This window comes from Patescibacteria group bacterium, assembly GCA_041659765.1.
GTDB lineage: Bacteria > Patescibacteriota > Patescibacteriia > UBA9934 > UBA9934 > JAGORL01.
Map to the genome: position 1 here is coordinate 880,844 of JBAZXR010000001.1, position 16,376 is coordinate 897,219.

The 16,376-nt window shown below is 51.6% G+C and carries 17 protein-coding genes; 12 read left to right on the forward strand and 5 right to left on the reverse strand.

The genetic code is table 11. From position 1 onward, the window contains the following. The first annotated feature begins 8 nt into the window (after positions 1-8). Positions 9-2,363, forward strand: a complete 2,355-nt coding sequence (locus WC813_04775) for a tetratricopeptide repeat protein (GenBank protein MFA5947299.1) — start codon at positions 9-11, stop codon at positions 2,361-2,363. A gap of 59 nt (positions 2,364-2,422) precedes the next feature. Here WC813_04775 and WC813_04780 read toward each other — a convergent pair whose 3' ends face one another. Together WC813_04780 and WC813_04785 are read right to left on the reverse strand one after the other, a co-directional pair. Next, complete coding sequence (locus WC813_04780) at positions 2,423-3,121, reverse strand: hypothetical protein (GenBank protein MFA5947300.1); 699 nt, start codon at positions 3,119-3,121, stop codon at positions 2,423-2,425. Between the two features lie 112 nt (positions 3,122-3,233). Next, complete coding sequence (locus WC813_04785; GenBank protein MFA5947301.1) at positions 3,234-3,779, reverse strand: hypothetical protein; 546 nt, start codon at positions 3,777-3,779, stop codon at positions 3,234-3,236. Between the two features lie 104 nt (positions 3,780-3,883). Here WC813_04785 and ychF point away from each other — a divergent pair, with 104 nt between their 5' ends. Together ychF and WC813_04795 are read left to right on the forward strand one after the other, a co-directional pair. Beyond that, a complete protein-coding gene (gene ychF / locus WC813_04790) occupies positions 3,884-4,960 on the forward strand; it encodes a redox-regulated ATPase YchF (GenBank protein MFA5947302.1) in 1,077 nt (358 codons plus the stop codon). Between the two features lie 212 nt (positions 4,961-5,172). After that, positions 5,173-6,183: a hypothetical protein gene (locus tag WC813_04795; protein ID MFA5947303.1), complete on the forward strand. Its 1,011-nt coding sequence runs from the start codon at positions 5,173-5,175 to the stop codon at positions 6,181-6,183. A gap of 111 nt (positions 6,184-6,294) precedes the next feature. Here WC813_04795 and WC813_04800 read toward each other — a convergent pair whose 3' ends face one another. Beyond that, positions 6,295-6,759: a hypothetical protein gene (locus WC813_04800; protein MFA5947304.1), complete on the reverse strand. Its 465-nt coding sequence runs from the start codon at positions 6,757-6,759 to the stop codon at positions 6,295-6,297. Between the two features lie 38 nt (positions 6,760-6,797). After that, complete coding sequence (locus tag WC813_04805; GenBank protein MFA5947305.1) at positions 6,798-7,973, reverse strand: DNA methyltransferase; 1,176 nt, start codon at positions 7,971-7,973, stop codon at positions 6,798-6,800. A 127-nt stretch (positions 7,974-8,100) separates the two neighbouring features. Between WC813_04805 and rpsF the strand changes: the two genes are divergently transcribed. Genes rpsF through WC813_04835 form a run of 6 tightly spaced genes read left to right on the forward strand, consistent with a single transcriptional unit; the run spans position 8,101 to position 13,152 of the window. Next, positions 8,101-8,583 carry a 30S ribosomal protein S6 gene (gene rpsF, locus WC813_04810; protein MFA5947306.1) on the forward strand — a complete coding sequence of 161 codons (483 nt, stop codon included), beginning with the start codon at positions 8,101-8,103 and terminating at the stop codon, positions 8,581-8,583. Between the two features lie 12 nt (positions 8,584-8,595). Further along, on the forward strand, positions 8,596-9,069 hold the full coding sequence (locus tag WC813_04815) for a single-stranded DNA-binding protein (GenBank protein ID MFA5947307.1): 474 nt from the start codon (positions 8,596-8,598) through the stop codon (positions 9,067-9,069). A gap of 2 nt (positions 9,070-9,071) precedes the next feature. Beyond that, positions 9,072-9,302, forward strand: coding sequence for a 30S ribosomal protein S18 (gene rpsR, locus WC813_04820; protein MFA5947308.1), 231 nt, complete (start codon positions 9,072-9,074; stop codon positions 9,300-9,302). A 2-nt stretch (positions 9,303-9,304) separates the two neighbouring features. Next, the gene (locus tag WC813_04825; GenBank protein MFA5947309.1) at positions 9,305-10,228 is read left to right on the forward strand and encodes an amino acid--tRNA ligase-related protein; all 924 of its coding nucleotides are present in this window, start codon (positions 9,305-9,307) and stop codon (positions 10,226-10,228) included. Position 10,229: 1 nt separating this feature from the next. Then, positions 10,230-10,796 carry an elongation factor P gene (gene efp, locus WC813_04830; GenBank protein MFA5947310.1) on the forward strand — a complete coding sequence of 189 codons (567 nt, stop codon included), beginning with the start codon at positions 10,230-10,232 and terminating at the stop codon, positions 10,794-10,796. Between the two features lie 58 nt (positions 10,797-10,854). Continuing rightward, positions 10,855-13,152: a DNA translocase FtsK 4TM domain-containing protein gene (locus WC813_04835; protein MFA5947311.1), complete on the forward strand. Its 2,298-nt coding sequence runs from the start codon at positions 10,855-10,857 to the stop codon at positions 13,150-13,152. A 54-nt stretch (positions 13,153-13,206) separates the two neighbouring features. Here the strand turns inward: WC813_04835 and WC813_04840 are convergent, their stop codons facing one another. After that, positions 13,207-13,521: a hypothetical protein gene (locus WC813_04840; protein ID MFA5947312.1), complete on the reverse strand. Its 315-nt coding sequence runs from the start codon at positions 13,519-13,521 to the stop codon at positions 13,207-13,209. Between the two features lie 93 nt (positions 13,522-13,614). Between WC813_04840 and WC813_04845 the strand changes: the two genes are divergently transcribed. The 3 genes from WC813_04845 to WC813_04855 all read left to right on the forward strand — a co-directional run bounded on the left by WC813_04845 (position 13,615) and on the right by WC813_04855 (position 15,851). Next, entirely contained in the window at positions 13,615-14,313 is a 699-nt protein-coding gene (locus WC813_04845) for a helix-turn-helix domain-containing protein (protein MFA5947313.1), read from the forward strand. An 81-nt stretch (positions 14,314-14,394) separates the two neighbouring features. Then, complete coding sequence (recA, locus tag WC813_04850) at positions 14,395-15,468, forward strand: recombinase RecA (protein ID MFA5947314.1); 1,074 nt, start codon at positions 14,395-14,397, stop codon at positions 15,466-15,468. 17 nt (positions 15,469-15,485) lie between these two features. Further along, entirely contained in the window at positions 15,486-15,851 is a 366-nt protein-coding gene (locus WC813_04855; protein MFA5947315.1) for an inorganic diphosphatase, read from the forward strand. The last annotated feature ends 525 nt before the right edge of the window (positions 15,852-16,376 follow it).

The following is a 16,376-nucleotide window of genomic DNA, read 5'->3' on the forward strand; positions in this document are numbered from 1 at the left end:
AAATACATATGTCTCACAAAATAGGCGTCTTTTTACTGAAACTTTCTCGCATTCTCTGGTGCTCTGCAGCCATTTTGGTGCCTCTTGTCATGTTCCCGTGGACGACTGATCATTTTGATTTTAACAAAGCCTTCGTACTTGTCATCCTGGGCACCGGCATTGCCGCATCTTCTTTTTTTGGCATGGCGCTGACTAAGTCGTTGCGAGTGAAGATGCATCCGGTTCTACTTCTGCCCGCAATCTTTTTACTCGTTACCGCACTGTCGAGCGTTTTTTCTCTTGATCAGGCCACGAGTTTTATCGGCGAAGGGGGACAAGAACATACGAGTTTGTTGATGGGTATTTTTCTTTATATTTTATTACTTTTAGGCGCCATTTTTCTTGAGGATGAAGGATTTCAGAAGAGTCTGTCTTCTGCGTTGTTGGTTGGATCGGCCATCACTGGCGCGCTGACTCTGGTGACTTTTGTGGGCATCTCCATTCCGCCGTTCCAAAATACGGTCGGCGTGCCAACGGCCTTCGCTGTTTACATGATAACCATGACAATGTTTGGAACGTGCGTATTTCTAACGGAGATGGGACAAGAAACAAAAGCTAAGTCATGGGCGATGAAAATTAGTTTCGCCTTGACGGCCTTAGCGACTGCTTTGACTTTGATCGCTTTCGACTCCATATTATTGTGGGCTCTGGTGATCGTTTCAACCTTGGCGCTCTTCACCTTTGTCTTTGCTCGTCCCGAACTTCTCCAGAAGACAGCAATTTTAGCGGTTCCAGGACTATTCTTGTCTTTGGCCATCGTTTTTATCTTTGTTCAGTCGCCACTTCACGGCAAGTTCCCACTTGAGGTCAGCCTTAACCAGAACTCGTCTTTGACCGTTGTCAGACTTACTCTAGCTGCACATCCGATTATCGGTTCTGGTCCTGGAACCTTTGGTATTGATTTTAATCGATTTGCACCGCCCGAACTGAACTCGAGTTTATTTTGGGATACGCGTTTTAGTTCAGGCATGAGCGAATTCTTTACTCTACTCGCAACACACGGTGTCCTCGGCTTTATTGCTTTGTTACTCTTTCCTTTGGCGCTTGGCTTGTTTGCCTTCAGAACGGTCGTGTCAACTCGCACCGACTGGCATCGGGTGCTCCCGCCGCTTGTCGGGGGAATCACTTTACTCGGCGCTTTCTTCTTATTTGCTTACACAGTTACCACGGTATTTATTTTGATGATTTTCGCTGCCTGGATCGCTGCCATAACTTTGCCGCCGAGCCGAGACGTCTCACATGCCCATTCGCCTCGCTTGGCCTTGGTGTCGAGTTTTGGTGTTTTGCTTGGCAGTGTTGGCATTTTGGTCGCGGTATTCGTTTCACTTACCCGTTACGGTGCAGAGATAGCTTTTGCTAAAGCAGTTGCCAGAGATAGGGAGGGCGGTGAGGCCATGGAGATCATAAAGCTGCTCAATACGGCCGCTACATTAAATGGCCGTAATGACGGGTATTATAGAAATTTGTCCAACGCACTGTTAATTCAAACTTCCAAAGTAGCCGCTGATACTAAGGCTGATCCAGCAGTTATTCAGAGTTATCTCGCCTCAAGCGTGAATGCTGCCGTCATGGCTGCGAATATTGGGCCAAACGATGTAGCTAACTTCCAGATGCTTTGCACTGTTTACCGAGAATTTTCGTCAGTGGTGAAAGATGCTAATAATCATGCTATTTCTACCTGCGAAAAAGCCGTCACTCTAGCTCCTAACAATCCTAAATATCTAGTAGACGTGGCTCGCACGTACATAGTTCGCGTAGATTTATTGAACGCGTTGGCTAACGGCGATGATAAGGAGGTTGCCAAGACAGCTAAAGACGCGCAGGCCGAGGCATTGACTAAGGCTGGAGATGCACTCTCTAAGGCCATCGAGTTAAAGGGTGATTACGCGTCGGCTCGTTACTACTCAGCTTTTGTTGAGGAGCGAAAGGGCAACCTGGCTGCCGCTATCCAAAGCATGGAGGTAGCCCGCGCTCTTAACCAGAAGGATGTTGGGGTTAGTATTCAACTATCGCTTTTGTACTTGCGCCAGGGCAAAAATGATTTAGCCGAGAAAGAACTATTGCGCGCATTAGATCTTGATCCCAAGAATGATAACCTAAAGTGGTATCTCTCGGTGGCCTATGAGGCTAAAGGAGAAAAAGAGAAGGCAATTAATCTTTTACAGGATCTCGTAAAGACTAACCCGGATAACGAGACGGTTAAAACCAGACTTGAAAAACTTCAGAAGAACGAGCCGGCACCAAAACCCGTGATACCAGAACCGATCGAACCAACGCTTCCACCAGCGGAAAGCACGGCACCGTCAGCCCCAGTGACTCCGTAATTTGCTGATTTCCCTAAAAATAACACCCCGTCGGTTTAGGCCGGCGGGGTTTCACGATTTCACGGTTTCACGATGATGGCGACCAGTTCGTCGTAGAAGAGTTGGAGCGCGTCCATGAACTCTTTGGTGCCCTGCTTCACATGCGTGAAAGCATTGTCGCTGTGCGGAACGATCATGAGCGCGCTCCGGAGCTTGAGCCCGTGGACCGCCGCGGCAGAGTACTCGGCGTAGTGTTTGCGCAAGTACTCCAACTCTGATAGACGCACCCCGTACTTTTTGCTTTTCACGAAGGCGTTGATTTGTCCCGGAATGATGTGGTGGTCAGTCATGACGTCGAGCGCCAGGTAGGCGCCGAGCGATTTATAGACGCACGCGTGGTCCTCGTAGTCCCGGTTAACAAAGATGGCTTCCATCTGCTGAATGGCCGGGGTTATGGTCTCACGGAAGATGACGGGTTTTCCAAGAAGCCGCTTGGCCATATCCTGGTACAGCGCGCCGTGTTGTCGTTCGTTCTCCCGTACCTTCTCAATGACGAGGGCGATTTCATCAAGCTCGTGATAGCGGAGGTTGCTCGGCATGGAGAACACGTTACGCGCGAGTGCGCAGAAGTGAGCCACGTGGCAGAGCCAGGCCTCCAGTTTTTCTGGCGGCGGCCTTCCTTGTGCCAGCAGGATAAAGACCAGATGGCGGTTGACTGGGTGCTCTTCAATCAGCGCCACGAGTGGTTCAACGAAGCTGGTGTCCTGGTTGTTGTTCAAATCTCCTCCCGCGTAGATTATTCAAGTAAAACAGCGAATAGTCAAGAAAACAGGGGCAATGACGTGCAGAAAAAAAAGACCCACAGCGATGCGTCGCTGCGAGTCATACTCATTACGGTTTTTTTGTGGTTGCTCTCCGTTTGAATCCATCCTTTGGCCAGTCAGTGATCTTGAGTATGGAACAGGCTGTTTGCCATTCGGGGTTCACTCCGTCTGGTGACTGCTCAACCATGGCGAGCAGCATTTCGACCACATGCTTGGGCAGCGGGCGTTTCCCATGTAAGAATTTGGAGAGTTCTGTTGGGCTAGCTCCTACCTGTTTAGCGATTCTATAGTGCTGGTCAATTCGTCTCAGATACTCGGCCAGTACTTTGAGTGCATGTTCCAGAGAACCCTTTGGATCGCCACAGACCACTGGTCCTACCCGGGTAGGCGGATGGTGGTTGGTCCGTTGTTTTCGGAGCATCACGGACACAGTGGCGGACCTCCCGACCACCAGGCAGCGAAAGACGTGTTGAACCATCTTCTCGCACGCGGCCTGAGCGGCTGCCTCCATGTTCTTCAAGTCAGCGTCTTTGGGAACATTCACCGTTAGTTCATGCCTGAACTGCGCGAACCCCCTCTGTTCGAAATCAAAAGATAGCTCCTCATCTTTCATGCCATCTCCCTATTTTGATTGAAACCTAGCTATAGTTAGCAAAATTATTGGTCCGCGTCAAGAAATTGGTATATTTTCATATAATTCTTTATCATCTTGGCACTATGCTAAACGTCGGTATTGTTGGCCTCCCGAACGTGGGAAAGTCGACCCTCTTCACAGCCCTTACAAAAAAGCAGGTAGACTGCGCTAATTTTCCTTTCTGTACTATCGAGCCGAATGTCGGCGTAGTTGAAGTACCGGACACGAGAGTAGATGTACTGGCTGAGATTTCAAAAACGACTAAGAAGATTAAAGCAGCGATCGAGTTTGTCGATATCGCGGGACTCGTAAAGGGAGCGCACAAGGGGGAAGGACTTGGTAACAAGTTTTTGGCGAATATCCGAGAGGTGGACATGATTGTTCATGTAGTTCGATCTTTCGTGAACAACGATGTCATTCACGTTGACGGATCCGTCGATCCCGCACGCGATGTAGAAGTGATCGAGCTCGAACTGGCCATGGCTGATCACGCTACGGTCCAGAAACTCCTCGACAACGTGAACAATAAGATGAAGGGCGGAAAGAATACTGACCTCGCACCGCAGGCTTCGGCGCTACAAAAGTGGTTCGATGCATTGAGTCAGGGTCAGATGGCGTTGTCGGTCGAACTCACGGATGAGGAAAAGGAAGCGGTTTCGACAATCCAGTTGCTAACGAATAAACCAATTTTGTACGTTGTAAATTCTGACGAAGAGTCCGCTAAAGATCCAAACTGGGTGTCACCGCTTGGTCCGAATAGACTCGCGGTTCCTATTTCGGTAAAGATCGAAGCAGAACTCGCAGGACTGCCACCAGAAGAAGCAAAAGAAATGCTCGACGCGCTCGGGATGACTGAATCCGGACTCGATAAAGTAATTAAAAAGTGTTACGAGTTACTTGATCTCATTACTTTCCTCACAACCGGTGAAGTCGAGACGCGTGCCTGGACAGTCCACCGCGGTGCCAAGGCTCCAGAAGCTGCTGGCGTGATTCACACGGACTTTACAAAGAACTTTATTCGCGCCGAAGTAATTTCTTACCAGGACTTTGTGGATTGTGGTGGCGAGTCTGGGGCGAGAGACAAGGGAAAGTTGAGAGTTGAAGGCAAGGAATACGTGATGCAAGATGGAGACGTTTGTCACTTTAGAATCGGAGCATAAAAAAGACCCGCCACCCAGCTATTGTCGGGTAGGCTGGTTTTAGGTGGTGATATACCACAGATTTTATCTAATATTAGCTATATTATCAGGTATTTTAGTGGACAAAAGGCTGTTTTTATGCTATAGTCCTTGGTTCGGTTTTTTTCTGGGATATTCCTAGGAATGGGCCGAAGAACAAGCGAATTCTTTCCCAATCACAAGAGAGGTGACTCATGTCGCAGCAGGAACAGCAGAATAACACCGGCGCAAAGACCCGCCCGATCCAGCCCCGCATCAACACCCGTTGCGGTGTGAACATGGATACGGCCTTTTCGGTCGCGCTCGTCGGGTGTTTGGTCCCGGAGTTTGAGAACGCGGAGATTTTCTTCCGCGACGCCGGCTGGAGCTGGCAGATGGGTCCCATGGAAGTGGCCATCGATCTCGACGCGGGTGGCGTGAGCTTCATGGCCGAGCCGGACTCCGAGGGCCGTGTGCGCTCGACGTTCGATCTCATCCGTAAGACCTACGGCCCGCAGGCCAACGACAAGCGGGTCGTGGACGCGCTCGAGCCTCTCGCGCAGTATCTGGACAACCAGAAAGCATACGGGTCCGAAGGGATCCGCATGATCGCTCCGAGCTTGACCGAGGCCGATGCCGAAAACGTCTCGGACTTCACCCTCGCCGGGGTCTTTCGCAGGGAGAGCAGGGCCATCCGTGGACGGGCGAAGCGCTTGGGCGAGTCCCCCGAATGGGCGGACTACCAGATCGTGTGCTGGGCCCGTGACCACCTGCGCGAGTACATCAGCGAGAAGATCTCCTATATGAACGCCGAGGCCAACGTGGTCCGCGCGATCCACCGCAAGAAGATCATCATGCAGGAAGGAGGCGCGGTGGCCCTGTGTCTGGACCCGATCAAGTTCGTCCAGGAAGTCCTCTTCCGTAACTACGGCATCCGTGCCGTGGTGATCGTGGAGGACACGGACAACATCGTGGTCCGTCGCAAGGACTCCGAGCAGACGCGCATGGACCACCTGTTCATCCGCGAAGTGCTTGGACGCTTCGGTGAGAAGATCGGGAACGGGCAGAACGACTGGTTCTCCCACCCTTCCGGATTCCTCCTTGCGTGGCAGACCCGTAGGGGCGAGCAGCGCGGGCGCGGAACCAAGGTGGATCCCTGGGACATGGCGGAAGCTGTGGAGCGTGCCATCCTGTTCGAGGATGCGCGTATCGCCCAGTCCAAGTGACATATCGGAGCTGAAACGCAGCTCGCCGGCATTCCCCTCTGGGAGTGCCGGTTTTTAAATTTAAAAGCAGAACCCCGCCGGTCGAGCTGAGCTCGATGGCGGGGGAACGATTTATTGATCACCCGGGTACCCGTAGAGGACGGGGGCATTGCTGTCCGGGATAGTGCTGTAGAGCGTGAAAAGTTGATTCACGACTGTGAGCACGCGGCTTGTGCCATGCCACCGATGGATTTCGCAGGCTTCCTTGAGCGCGTCGAGCCGCTCGAGAATGGGGTATTCGCGGGAGAATATGTCCATCCCGCCCAGTCGCCAGTGCATGAAGCGGGCGAGGGTTTTGATCTCATGTCCGGGCGTGAACGGTTCAAAGCCTCGTTCTTCGAGCTGACCCAAGATCATGTCCATCTCGTACCGGTCGTATGCATCAACGGCCACCAGGTCATCGGCGTTCGTGAGGATTTCAAAGACGGTGTATCGGTCACCACTCCGAATGCGGGGGAGTTCCAGGCACAAGGGAAGGAACATGCGCAAAAAAGCCGTAGGATTGCGAGCGATCTGTCGGATCGTGGGCGCGTCCATGGAGCCTCCCGGAAAGGGGACAGAAAAAGCTTACCTGCTTACGCGCGGAAAATCAAAATCTTCCGGCCGACCAGTTGGTTCTGGTGGCGGTACATGAGGGGATCAAAGGGTGTCGGCACATGTTTGTAGCCGAGTTCTTCCATGATCCGTACGGCGTCGAGTTCGAGAATCTCGTCGTCGACAACATGGAACGGAGCGGTGAGCACAACGATGCCGTCAGGTTTTAATGTTGTTTTCAAAATCGAGAAGCTCTCGCGGTAGAGGGTTTCGACGTAGTCAATCGTCGTCTGTACATCTTCGACAGATTCAACTCCCTTGCGCGGGCGACCGAGGTAGGTTTCCGTAATAATTGCGTCTACAGAATTCGGTGCCATCTTCGACGCGATGTCGGACGCCTTTGAGACGTACACTTCGGCCACTGGCATGGATGGATTCTCTGAACGAATCCAGTTCAAGTTAGCAATCGAGTCTTCAGCGGCCATCGCGGCGATGTCTCCACCAATTAACCGTTCAGCGCCGAGTAAGCCAGCTTCCATGAGCACAGTTCCAGAGCCACAGAATGGATCCATCACTGTCTTTCCGTTCATGTTTGAACCGGCCAAATTTACCATCATGCGAGCGAGCTTCGGGGGGAGCATGCCTTGCTTAGCATTACGACGTGGGCGTTCCATGTCGCGGTGTGACCAAACGTCTACATCCTGAACAGCCAAAGTCTTGCCAATCAAAATGTCATTCTTGCGAACAATGAAAACAAACTCCGCGCCCTTTTTGAGCAAGTCATTGTTCTTGATGACCACGCTCGACAATGTTGGTTCACGGGAAATAACGTAACGCGCAGAGCGACCAGCGTCCTTTAAGTACGTCTTAATATCAAAACCCAAGTTCTTCAGCTTTGCACGGGTATCTCCCAGCTTCTGGCCATCTTCGCCGTAAACGCTGACACCCACGTGCACCTTTCCCTCGGGGAACTGCTCGATGAGGTCTGCACCGACAAACGCTGCCAGTTCTTTCGTGTCCACGTTCGTGATTGAACCGACAATGCTGCCTAGCTTCTGAACCCCGCCGAGGCGGTTCTGTAAATCCCCAAAAGCCCACTGAACATCGTCAAAAACTCCAAATTCACCCTCATGCCAGGACGGCTGAGAACCAGTTGCGGCATGGATTTCTGCCAATGAAATGTTGGGATGGGCTCCCAGAAGGGCGAAGGATTGCATAGATTCGGCTATGCTAGCAGTTCTTTCTTGACTTTACAACCCCTTTTCGGCTAATCTTCGACCACTAAATATTGTCCAAAGGTTCCCATTCGGGGACCTGTCGAGCAGAACTCGACCAAAGACCCTTATGATCTACGAGATCATGACAGTTATTCCGGGACGTTTTGCGGATACGGAGATTGAGAAGGTGACCGGTGATATTCAGAAGGAAATTGAGAAGGGGGAGGGAAAGATTGAGAAAGTGTTGAATTTGGGCAAGCAGAAGCTGGCTTATACTATTGAAGGTGAGCGTTACGGTACGTATGTCATTTTCTACACGGTTGCTGAGAAGGCTGCTATGGCGAAGATTGACATGAACCTCCGCCTTTCTGAGGAGGTGCTCCGCCACATCACGATTGCTCGCCCAGAAGGTATCCCAACTGGCGCGTACAAACTGGTTTCTTACGTCGCCCCTCTCACTACAGAAGGTCGCCGCTCGAGCGAACGTGAAGATCGTCCAGCCCGTGAGCATCATGAAGCTGCTGTAGCTCCGGTGAAGAAGATGTCCACGGAAGAACTTTCAAGCAAGCTGGATCAAATCCTCGATTCGGATATCATGAAGAATGTCTAAAGGATAAAACCTATGGCTTCCTCACTCAATAAAGCAATGCTCATCGGAAACCTCACGCGGGATCCCGAGATGCGGAAGACTACCGGTGGTCAGTCTGTGACAAGTTTTTCCATGGCTACGAACCGTTCTTACACGGACAAGGCTGGGAATAAGAAAGAAGAGGCAGACTTTCACAACGTGGTTGCCTGGGGACGCCTGGCAGAAATCTGCGCGCAGTACCTCACCAAAGGCAAGAAAGTGTACGTTGACGGTCGCATCCAGACTCGCGATTGGGAAGGTCAAGACGGTGTAAAGAAGTACCGAACCGAGATCGTGATTGAAAACATGATCATGCTCGGCGGTCCTGCCGGTGCGCGTGGTCCGTCAACGTCGACCCCATCACCGGAATACGTTGCTTCCCCAAACTTTGAAGAGACGCCCATCGCCGCGTCTGAGCCCTCGCAAACACCCGACGACGAAATCAAGCTTGAAGATATTCCATTCTAAATATGAATCCCCCAAACACTAAACAAACAACGGAACGGTACTGTAACTTCTGCGTGAACAAGGACATCGTGATCGACTACAAGAACACGGACATGTTGAAGCGCCTGGTTTCCTCTTTTGGAAAGATCGTGCCTCGCAAGCGCTCTGGCGTTTGTGCCAAGCACCAGCGCGAAGTAGCGACTGAGATTAAGCGCGCACGCATCATCGGTCTTCTCCCATTCGTAAATGCTTAAGCATGCTCGGTAAGGACGACTTGAAACTTCGTGCGGAATTATGGAATGGCGTGATCTCCCAAGTTCACGCCTTTTTCCAATCCAAAAATTATTTGGAAGTCCGCACCCCAGTTCTCGTGAAATGCCCTGGCATGGAACCGAACCTGGATCCTGTCGGTGTCGACGTGCGACTGATCGACGGAACCAAGCATCGAAGAGGATTGATAACCAGCCCCGAATATTCAATGAAGAAACTCCTTGGCGCAGGACTCGATAAGATTTACACGCTGACACCGGTTTTTCGTAACGTGGAAAAGATGGGGGAGAGATGGAGTGTCGAATTTACGATGCTCGAGTGGTATCGAACGAACGCGGATTATCACGAGTGCATGAAGGAGACGGAAGAATTGGTTGATATGATTTTAGGCTCAGAAAAGGCGGGGTTATCAACCCCGCGGTGGCCCCGCATCAGTTACGTCGACGAATATCAAAAGTATTTTGGCGTACATCCGGCCGATGAGACGCTTGACGCTTCAAAAGTGGCTGATCGATTTCAGTTTGAGGTTATGCCGAAGCTTGAAGCGCAGTATCCTCGATTTTTCCTGACCGAGTATCCGGTGGCCGAGGCCGCCCTCGCCCAAAAGAATGCGGATGGACGCTCGGCTCAGCGATTTGAGGGATATGTGAATGGGCTGGAGATCTGTAACGGGTTCACGGAGCTGGTAGACTCGACCGAACAACGGAAGAGATTCGAGCTAGAGGCCGAGGAGCGCAGATTGGCGGGTAAAGAAGTCTTCCCAATTGACGAGGAACTGCTCGCCGGGCTATCCTCCGTGCCGTCGCCGACCTTCGGCAATGCTTTGGGCATAGATAGACTGATTATGCTTAAAGCAGGTGCGAAAGATATCGATTCTATTCATTTGTTCCCTCCTTCCACGAGGTTTTAATATGGCATCACCAAACGACATTAAGAAAGGCACGGTTATTAAGATGGACAACGGCTTGGCTGTGGTTGTTTCTTTCCAGCGCGTCTCCCCGGGTAAGGGTAGCTCTTTCGTCCGCACCCGCATCAAGTATTTGTCTTCTGGCAAGGTGGTTGAAAACAACTTCAAGAGCGCCGAGTCATTGACCTTTGAAGAGGTTGGTCACAAGAAGATGCAGTTTATCTTTGGCGATGCTGACACGCTCACCTTCATGGACGGAAACACGTTTGAGCAGGTAACCATGGGCCGAGATCTGGTTGGCGAGGATGCTAAGTACTTGAAGGAAGGTCTGGATGTGACAGTCATCATGCATAATGACGCCGCCATTTCCATGGAGTTGCCGCTCAAGATTGAATATGTAATTGCTGAAACTGAACCGGCAACTAAAGGCGATACCGCTTCTGGCAACGTGCTCAAGGATGCAAAGACTGATAACGGTTTAATGATTCGCGTACCAATTTTCGTTAAAGAAGGCGAGCACGTGATGGTGAACACGGATACGGGGGATTACGTGGAGCGCGTATCAAAGTAAAGGAAATACAAGCCGGCTGAATAGGCCGGTTTTGTATATCTGTTACAATGGTGAGGTTATGGCGAAGCGTAAAAAGCAGGAACCGGAAGATTTTGGTTTATCTGAGGAAGTTCGGCGCAGCATTGTTGCTGTAGTCCTGATTGCCATTGGGGCAGTGGGGCTGCTTTCTGTTTTTGGCCTTGCGGGCGCTGTCGGTCATAAGGTGGACGACGTTCTGGCGATGGGACTTGGCCTGGCACGGGTGATTGTGCCTGGTCTTCTGATTCTCGTTGGTATCGGCATGGTCGCCGAGCGATTAAACGTCCTTCGACCCCGGGTGCTTTTGGCTCTGATCGTTTTTATTATTAGCTTTAGCGGGTTGGTAAACCTTTTCTTTGCTTCCGGAATCGACGATCCAGCCGTGCTAAAGAATGCCGGGGGAGCGCTCGGTCTGCTTTTTTCGAGCATCCTTGTCCGATACATGGGATTTGGCGCGGCGCTTATTGTGGCGCTTGCATGTTTGGTCGTTGCAGGTCTTCTGATCATGAATAAGCCAATTCAGACGCTAATGGCGATGTTCAAGAAGGAAGAGAGCGAGGATGAGCCGAAATTTGTCGGCGACGGTATTCCGGACGTCGATGACGAAGGCGGGGTTATCAACCCCGCACCGGATGATGACGCCGATGATGACACCGAATCCGAAGAACCCGAGGTGAATGAAAAAGCCGTTGCATATTTTGCGGCAAACAAAGCCGGGGGAGGCGCTGGAGAGACGGTTATGACGTCCGCTGCTCGCAGAAAGATTGAAATCCCGCTCGATCTGCTTGATAACAAGCGTTCAGAAGCGAAACCGGGGGATATCGACAGAAACCAGGAGATCATTGCAAGAACCATGGAGCAGTTTGGTATTCCGGTTGAGATGAGCGACGTTCGCGTTGGTCCAACTGTGACGCAATATGCGTTCCGTCCTGCCCAGGGCGTGAAACTCGCTCGCGTGGTTGCCCTGCAGAACGACCTCGCGCTCGCTCTCGCGGCTCACCCTATTCGTATCGAGGCGCCAATTCCAGGAAAGGCGCTTGTTGGTGTTGAAGTTCCTAATCAGACCGTTGCGCGCGTGGGTCTTCGCGAGCTGCTCGAGAGTAAGGAGTTCCGCACGCACAAGAGTTCGTTCGCCGTGCCACTCGGCAAGGATATTTCGGGTGCGACGCAGATGCTGGCTGTCGACAAAGCTCCGCACATGCTCGTTGCAGGTGCGACTGGTTCTGGTAAGTCTGTCTGTTTGAATGACATCATCATTTCGCTTTTGTACCAAAACGGCCCAGATGATCTGAAGTTCATCATGGTCGACCCAAAGAGAGTCGAACTTGGCGTGTATGCGGGTATTCCGCACCTCCTCGTGCCGCCGATCGTGAAGGCTGAAGAGGCCGTCAACGCTTTGAAGTGGGCTATTCGAGAGATGGAACGCCGTCTCGACTACTTGGCGAAGTTCGGCGCGCGCGACATTGATTCCTACAACGCAAAGGCGGCCGAAAGAATGCCTCGTATCGTTATTATTATCGACGAGTTGGCCGATTTGATGATCCAGAACAAACGCGATGTTGAAGCCGTCATTGTTCGCTTGGCTCAGATGGCGCGTGCAGCCGGCATTCACCTCGTCCTTGCTACCCAGCGACCGTCCGTAGACGTCATTACTGGTACGATTAAGGCGAACATCCCAACCCGTTTAGCTTTCGCCGTGGCGTCACAGGTCGACAGTAAGACTATCCTCGACACTGCTGGTGCCGACAAACTACTCGGACGCGGAGACATGTTGATTTCGACACCTGATTTGAGCAAACCCCGCCGTGCGCAGGGTGCGTACGTTTCTGATGATGAGATTGCCCGCGTGGTAGACTTCTTGAAGAAGGAGAGCGAACCAGATTACGATTATAAAATTACGGAAGGTGGTAAGGGAACTGGAGACTCCGGGGGAGTATCCCTAGGTTCTGATGATGCCGATGAATTGCTCGAGGACGCGATCAATATCGCTATCGAAGCCGGCCGCGTTTCGACGTCATACCTTCAGCGCCGCATGAAAATTGGCTACTCCCGCGCCGCGAGAATTGTTGATCTCATGGAAGAAATCGGTGTGGTCTCCGCTGGCGAAGGCGCAAAGCCTCGTACCGTGTTGGTCACCGAATGGCCACCAGCAGGCGTGGGCGTGAACACCGACCTGACGGGCGCACCAATGCCTCGCGCAGCTGATGAAGAAGAGGACGAGGAAGACGAAGAAATCGAAGACGAGGAATCCGACGATGAAGTCGCGGACGTAGTGGTCGTTGACGCCATCGAGGGAGACGAAGATGAGGAGGAAGACGAAGAAGAATCTACGAAATAAAAAGAGGCGGCCTGGAATTTCTTCCGGTCGCCTTTTGCGTTTGTCACTACGGCTCTATTTGCCTTCTTCGTACAGCTCCCAGGTTTCGGTATTGGCGCGAGGAGGGCCGATTTTGCGGACCGCTAGTCCGCTGATGGTCGAGATAAGCCTGAGAATCTGGCCTCTCTCGAATTTGCCACCCGATCTACCTACTTGCTTACTTGGACGGGACTGCTCGTCCAAGAAGATGGTGTTGATGGTCGGGCGACCTTTCGCGTCGGGAAGCACGATCTTCATGTTGCCCGTCGACTGGTCGAAGACCAGGAGGGTACCGGCAACGATTTTCAGCGGAACATCCAGCGCTTTTCTGCGGACAATCTTTACGAACATGCGTGGCTCCTTTTGATCGGTTTTCGTAACTATTGAGATTAACAGAATCTGGGGGTTTTGTAAAGTTGGGTAATCCGGTAGAATGGCCTTGATATGGTCTTCGTGATGCGAAAACTGGAAACCCAGCCTAAGTTGTTGGGCGAAAAGTTGAGAACCCTGCGCCGCAGCCAAGCGGTGAGCTTAGAGATGATCGAATCACTAACCCGAGTGAGAAAGAGTTACCTCGAGGCCCTCGAGTGGGGTAAGTACGATTTGCTGCCGGATCCCATGTATACGAGGAATTATATTCGTTCCTACGCTCGCGCACTGAACGCCGACGAGACGTACTTCCTTGAGCTCTACGAAGAAGAGTCCGGACGCATGGATTTGCTTGCGCCGCACCGGTTGCCGCGGGAGCGTGTGAAGAAACATCGTTTTTTCGTGGCCACGCATTTGTTGTCTGGTGCGGTACTTGCCGTTTGCGCGCTCGCGGTTATTGGCTATCTCGGTTATCAAGCAAATCGACTTCTCTCGGCCCCCGAAATTGCGCTCTTGAATCCGTCGGACGACTCGGCGGTGACCTCTGCACTTCTGCCTGTCTCGGGAACGGTCGAGAACAAAGAAGTGCAGGTAAAAATCAACGGCCACGACGTGGTTGTGAAGGACGACAATACATTCTCTACAACGCTCGACCTTGTTCGCGGTTTGAATGTCATTACTGTAGAGGCGAAGCGACGCTATTCACATCCCGCCATCATTTATCGACGTGTAGTTTTTGATGGAACCACTAGTCCGGCAGTTTCTTTGAAGTAAAAGTGGATAAGTTTCTATCGAGTGCCAGTGAGTTGAGGTAAACTCTGTTCGAGTTTTGTTCGGTTACTAATAATTTCTTCTATGGCGAAAGTTAATCCACGCATCGCTGCTGCAGGCGAAGCAATTTCACAAATTAAACAACGATTTGGAGAGGGGAGCATTATGCGCTTTGGCGAGTCCAAGCCGACGAACGTGGACGCGATCCCTACGGGATGCTTGTCGATTGACTTAGCACTTGGGGCGATGGGAGTTCCTCGAGGACGCATTATCGAAATCTACGGACCAGAGTCTTCTGGTAAGACCACGCTTGCCCAGCACATTGTGGCTGAGTGTCAGAAGCAGGGAGGTATTGCCGCCTTCGTGGACGCTGAGCACGCGCTTGACCCAGAGTACGCTCGCAGACTTGGAGTTAATGTCGACGAATTATATATTTCGCAGCCAGACACTGGAGAACAGGCGCTCGAAATCGTCGATACGCTCGTCCGTTCTAATGCAATCGACGTGATTGTCGTCGACTCCGTAGCTGCGCTGACACCGAAAGCCGAAATTGAGGGCGAAATGGGCGATAGCCACATGGGTTTGCAGGCCAGACTCATGTCACAGGCCCTCCGAAAGCTCACTGGCTCCATTTCAAAGTCCGGAACGGTGGTTATCTTCATCAACCAGATCCGCATGAAGATCGGCGTCATGTTTGGCAACCCGGAAACTACTCCTGGAGGCAACGCGCTTAAATTTTATGCCTCGGTACGCGTCGAAATCCGCAGAAACGCGCAGATTAAGCAGGGCGATAAAATTATTGGTAATCGTGTAAAGGTAAAGATCGTGAAGAACAAGGTTGCCCCGCCATTCCGCGTGGCCGAGTTCGATATTATGTATAATGAGGGCATCTCGCTGTCCGGCGATTTGCTCGACCTTGGTGTCGAAGTCGGAACCGTCGAGAAGCGCGGAGCTTCATACGCCGTGGGCGAAGAAAAACTCGGCGTTGGACGCGAGACCGCGAAGGCGTACTTGAAAGCCCATCCTGCACTCATGGAAAAGTTGCGCGCCGTTACCCGTGATGCCGCCATTGCGAAGGACGCTGGCACTGTCATGGGCGGAGCCGCGAAGGACGCCTTTGATGCTGCAGAAGCTGCAGGAGCGGTTGATGAGATTTAACGAGTCTTGTTTCTTCTATGGAATCAGAAAACGAAAAGTCTTTATCGATCGCAAGGGAATTTCTCGGCAAGACTGTTGAGGTGGTGATGGATCGACCGCTCGGTAGCAAACATCCGAAGCATGGCTTTGTGTATGAAGCCAATTACGGTTTTATTCCCGGCACCAAATCACCAGATGGCGAAGAGCTAGACGCCTATTATCTCGGCGCGTCAGAACCGGTAGAAGCAGTATTCGGTCGTTGTATCGCTATTATCCATCGTTTAAACGACGACGATGATAAATGCATTGTTGTTCCAGAAGGAATCGAGTTGTCCGATGAGCAGATTGAAAAACTGACGAATTTCCAAGAGCAATATTTTAAGCACGTTATTATTCGAAAATAGAGTCATCCTGAACGTAGTGAAGGATCTGAATGGTAACCAATCAGATCCTTCGTCGCTCAGAGCTCCTCAGGATGACTGAATAATGCTACTTGAACGAGCGGGCGAGTTGCGGTAAAGTAAGAGAGCTCCCGCTTAGAAGTTGCGGGGTAAGACGCATCGTTTTCTTGCTATATCTGTGCGTGAACACATTAATGGGGATCGCCCGTTAGTGAAATTTCTCTCTCCTGTTCATGCGCGGGTTTGGCCAAAATCGTAAACATGATTGCCGTTCTCACCCTGCATCTTCTCAGCGGGAGTTTTGTTTGGGCTAAATAAAACACCCCCGGTGCACATCCTGTGTTGACTCCTTCTGGTTAGTCAGGTACAATCCCGCGTACGCGCGTCAATTTGACAGGCTATGGTTTAAAACATAGCAAAGCGTAGCGAAAATTCGTAACTCGTCTGGCATGCAAAACAGCATCCCGGTCACTGTCTCAGGGGCTAAAACCTCTGCCGCGGTGTCCATTCAGCACGAGAACTAAGGAT

What these genes read in the sequence shown, in the direction of transcription:
- recA (MFA5947314.1), top strand. Translation starts at nt 14,395, where the DNA reads ATGGCGAAAGTTAATCCACGCATCGCTGCTGCAGGCGAAGCAATTTCA.
- WC813_04800 (MFA5947304.1), bottom strand. Translation starts at nt 6,759, where the DNA reads ATGGACGCGCCCACGATCCGACAGATCGCTCGCAATCCTACGGCTTTT.
- rpsR (MFA5947308.1), top strand. Translation starts at nt 9,072, where the DNA reads ATGAATCCCCCAAACACTAAACAAACAACGGAACGGTACTGTAACTTC.
- WC813_04855 (MFA5947315.1), top strand. Translation starts at nt 15,486, where the DNA reads ATGGAATCAGAAAACGAAAAGTCTTTATCGATCGCAAGGGAATTTCTC.
- WC813_04805 (MFA5947305.1), bottom strand. Translation starts at nt 7,973, where the DNA reads ATGCAATCCTTCGCCCTTCTGGGAGCCCATCCCAACATTTCATTGGCA.
- efp (MFA5947310.1), top strand. Translation starts at nt 10,230, where the DNA reads ATGGCATCACCAAACGACATTAAGAAAGGCACGGTTATTAAGATGGAC.
- WC813_04845 (MFA5947313.1), top strand. Translation starts at nt 13,615, where the DNA reads ATGGTCTTCGTGATGCGAAAACTGGAAACCCAGCCTAAGTTGTTGGGC.
- WC813_04795 (MFA5947303.1), top strand. Translation starts at nt 5,173, where the DNA reads ATGTCGCAGCAGGAACAGCAGAATAACACCGGCGCAAAGACCCGCCCG.
- WC813_04775 (MFA5947299.1), top strand. Translation starts at nt 9, where the DNA reads ATGTCTCACAAAATAGGCGTCTTTTTACTGAAACTTTCTCGCATTCTC.
- WC813_04785 (MFA5947301.1), bottom strand. Translation starts at nt 3,779, where the DNA reads ATGAAAGATGAGGAGCTATCTTTTGATTTCGAACAGAGGGGGTTCGCG.
- WC813_04825 (MFA5947309.1), top strand. Translation starts at nt 9,305, where the DNA reads ATGCTCGGTAAGGACGACTTGAAACTTCGTGCGGAATTATGGAATGGC.
- WC813_04835 (MFA5947311.1), top strand. Translation starts at nt 10,855, where the DNA reads ATGGCGAAGCGTAAAAAGCAGGAACCGGAAGATTTTGGTTTATCTGAG.
- rpsF (MFA5947306.1), top strand. Translation starts at nt 8,101, where the DNA reads ATGATCTACGAGATCATGACAGTTATTCCGGGACGTTTTGCGGATACG.
- WC813_04815 (MFA5947307.1), top strand. Translation starts at nt 8,596, where the DNA reads ATGGCTTCCTCACTCAATAAAGCAATGCTCATCGGAAACCTCACGCGG.
- WC813_04840 (MFA5947312.1), bottom strand. Translation starts at nt 13,521, where the DNA reads ATGTTCGTAAAGATTGTCCGCAGAAAAGCGCTGGATGTTCCGCTGAAA.
- ychF (MFA5947302.1), top strand. Translation starts at nt 3,884, where the DNA reads ATGCTAAACGTCGGTATTGTTGGCCTCCCGAACGTGGGAAAGTCGACC.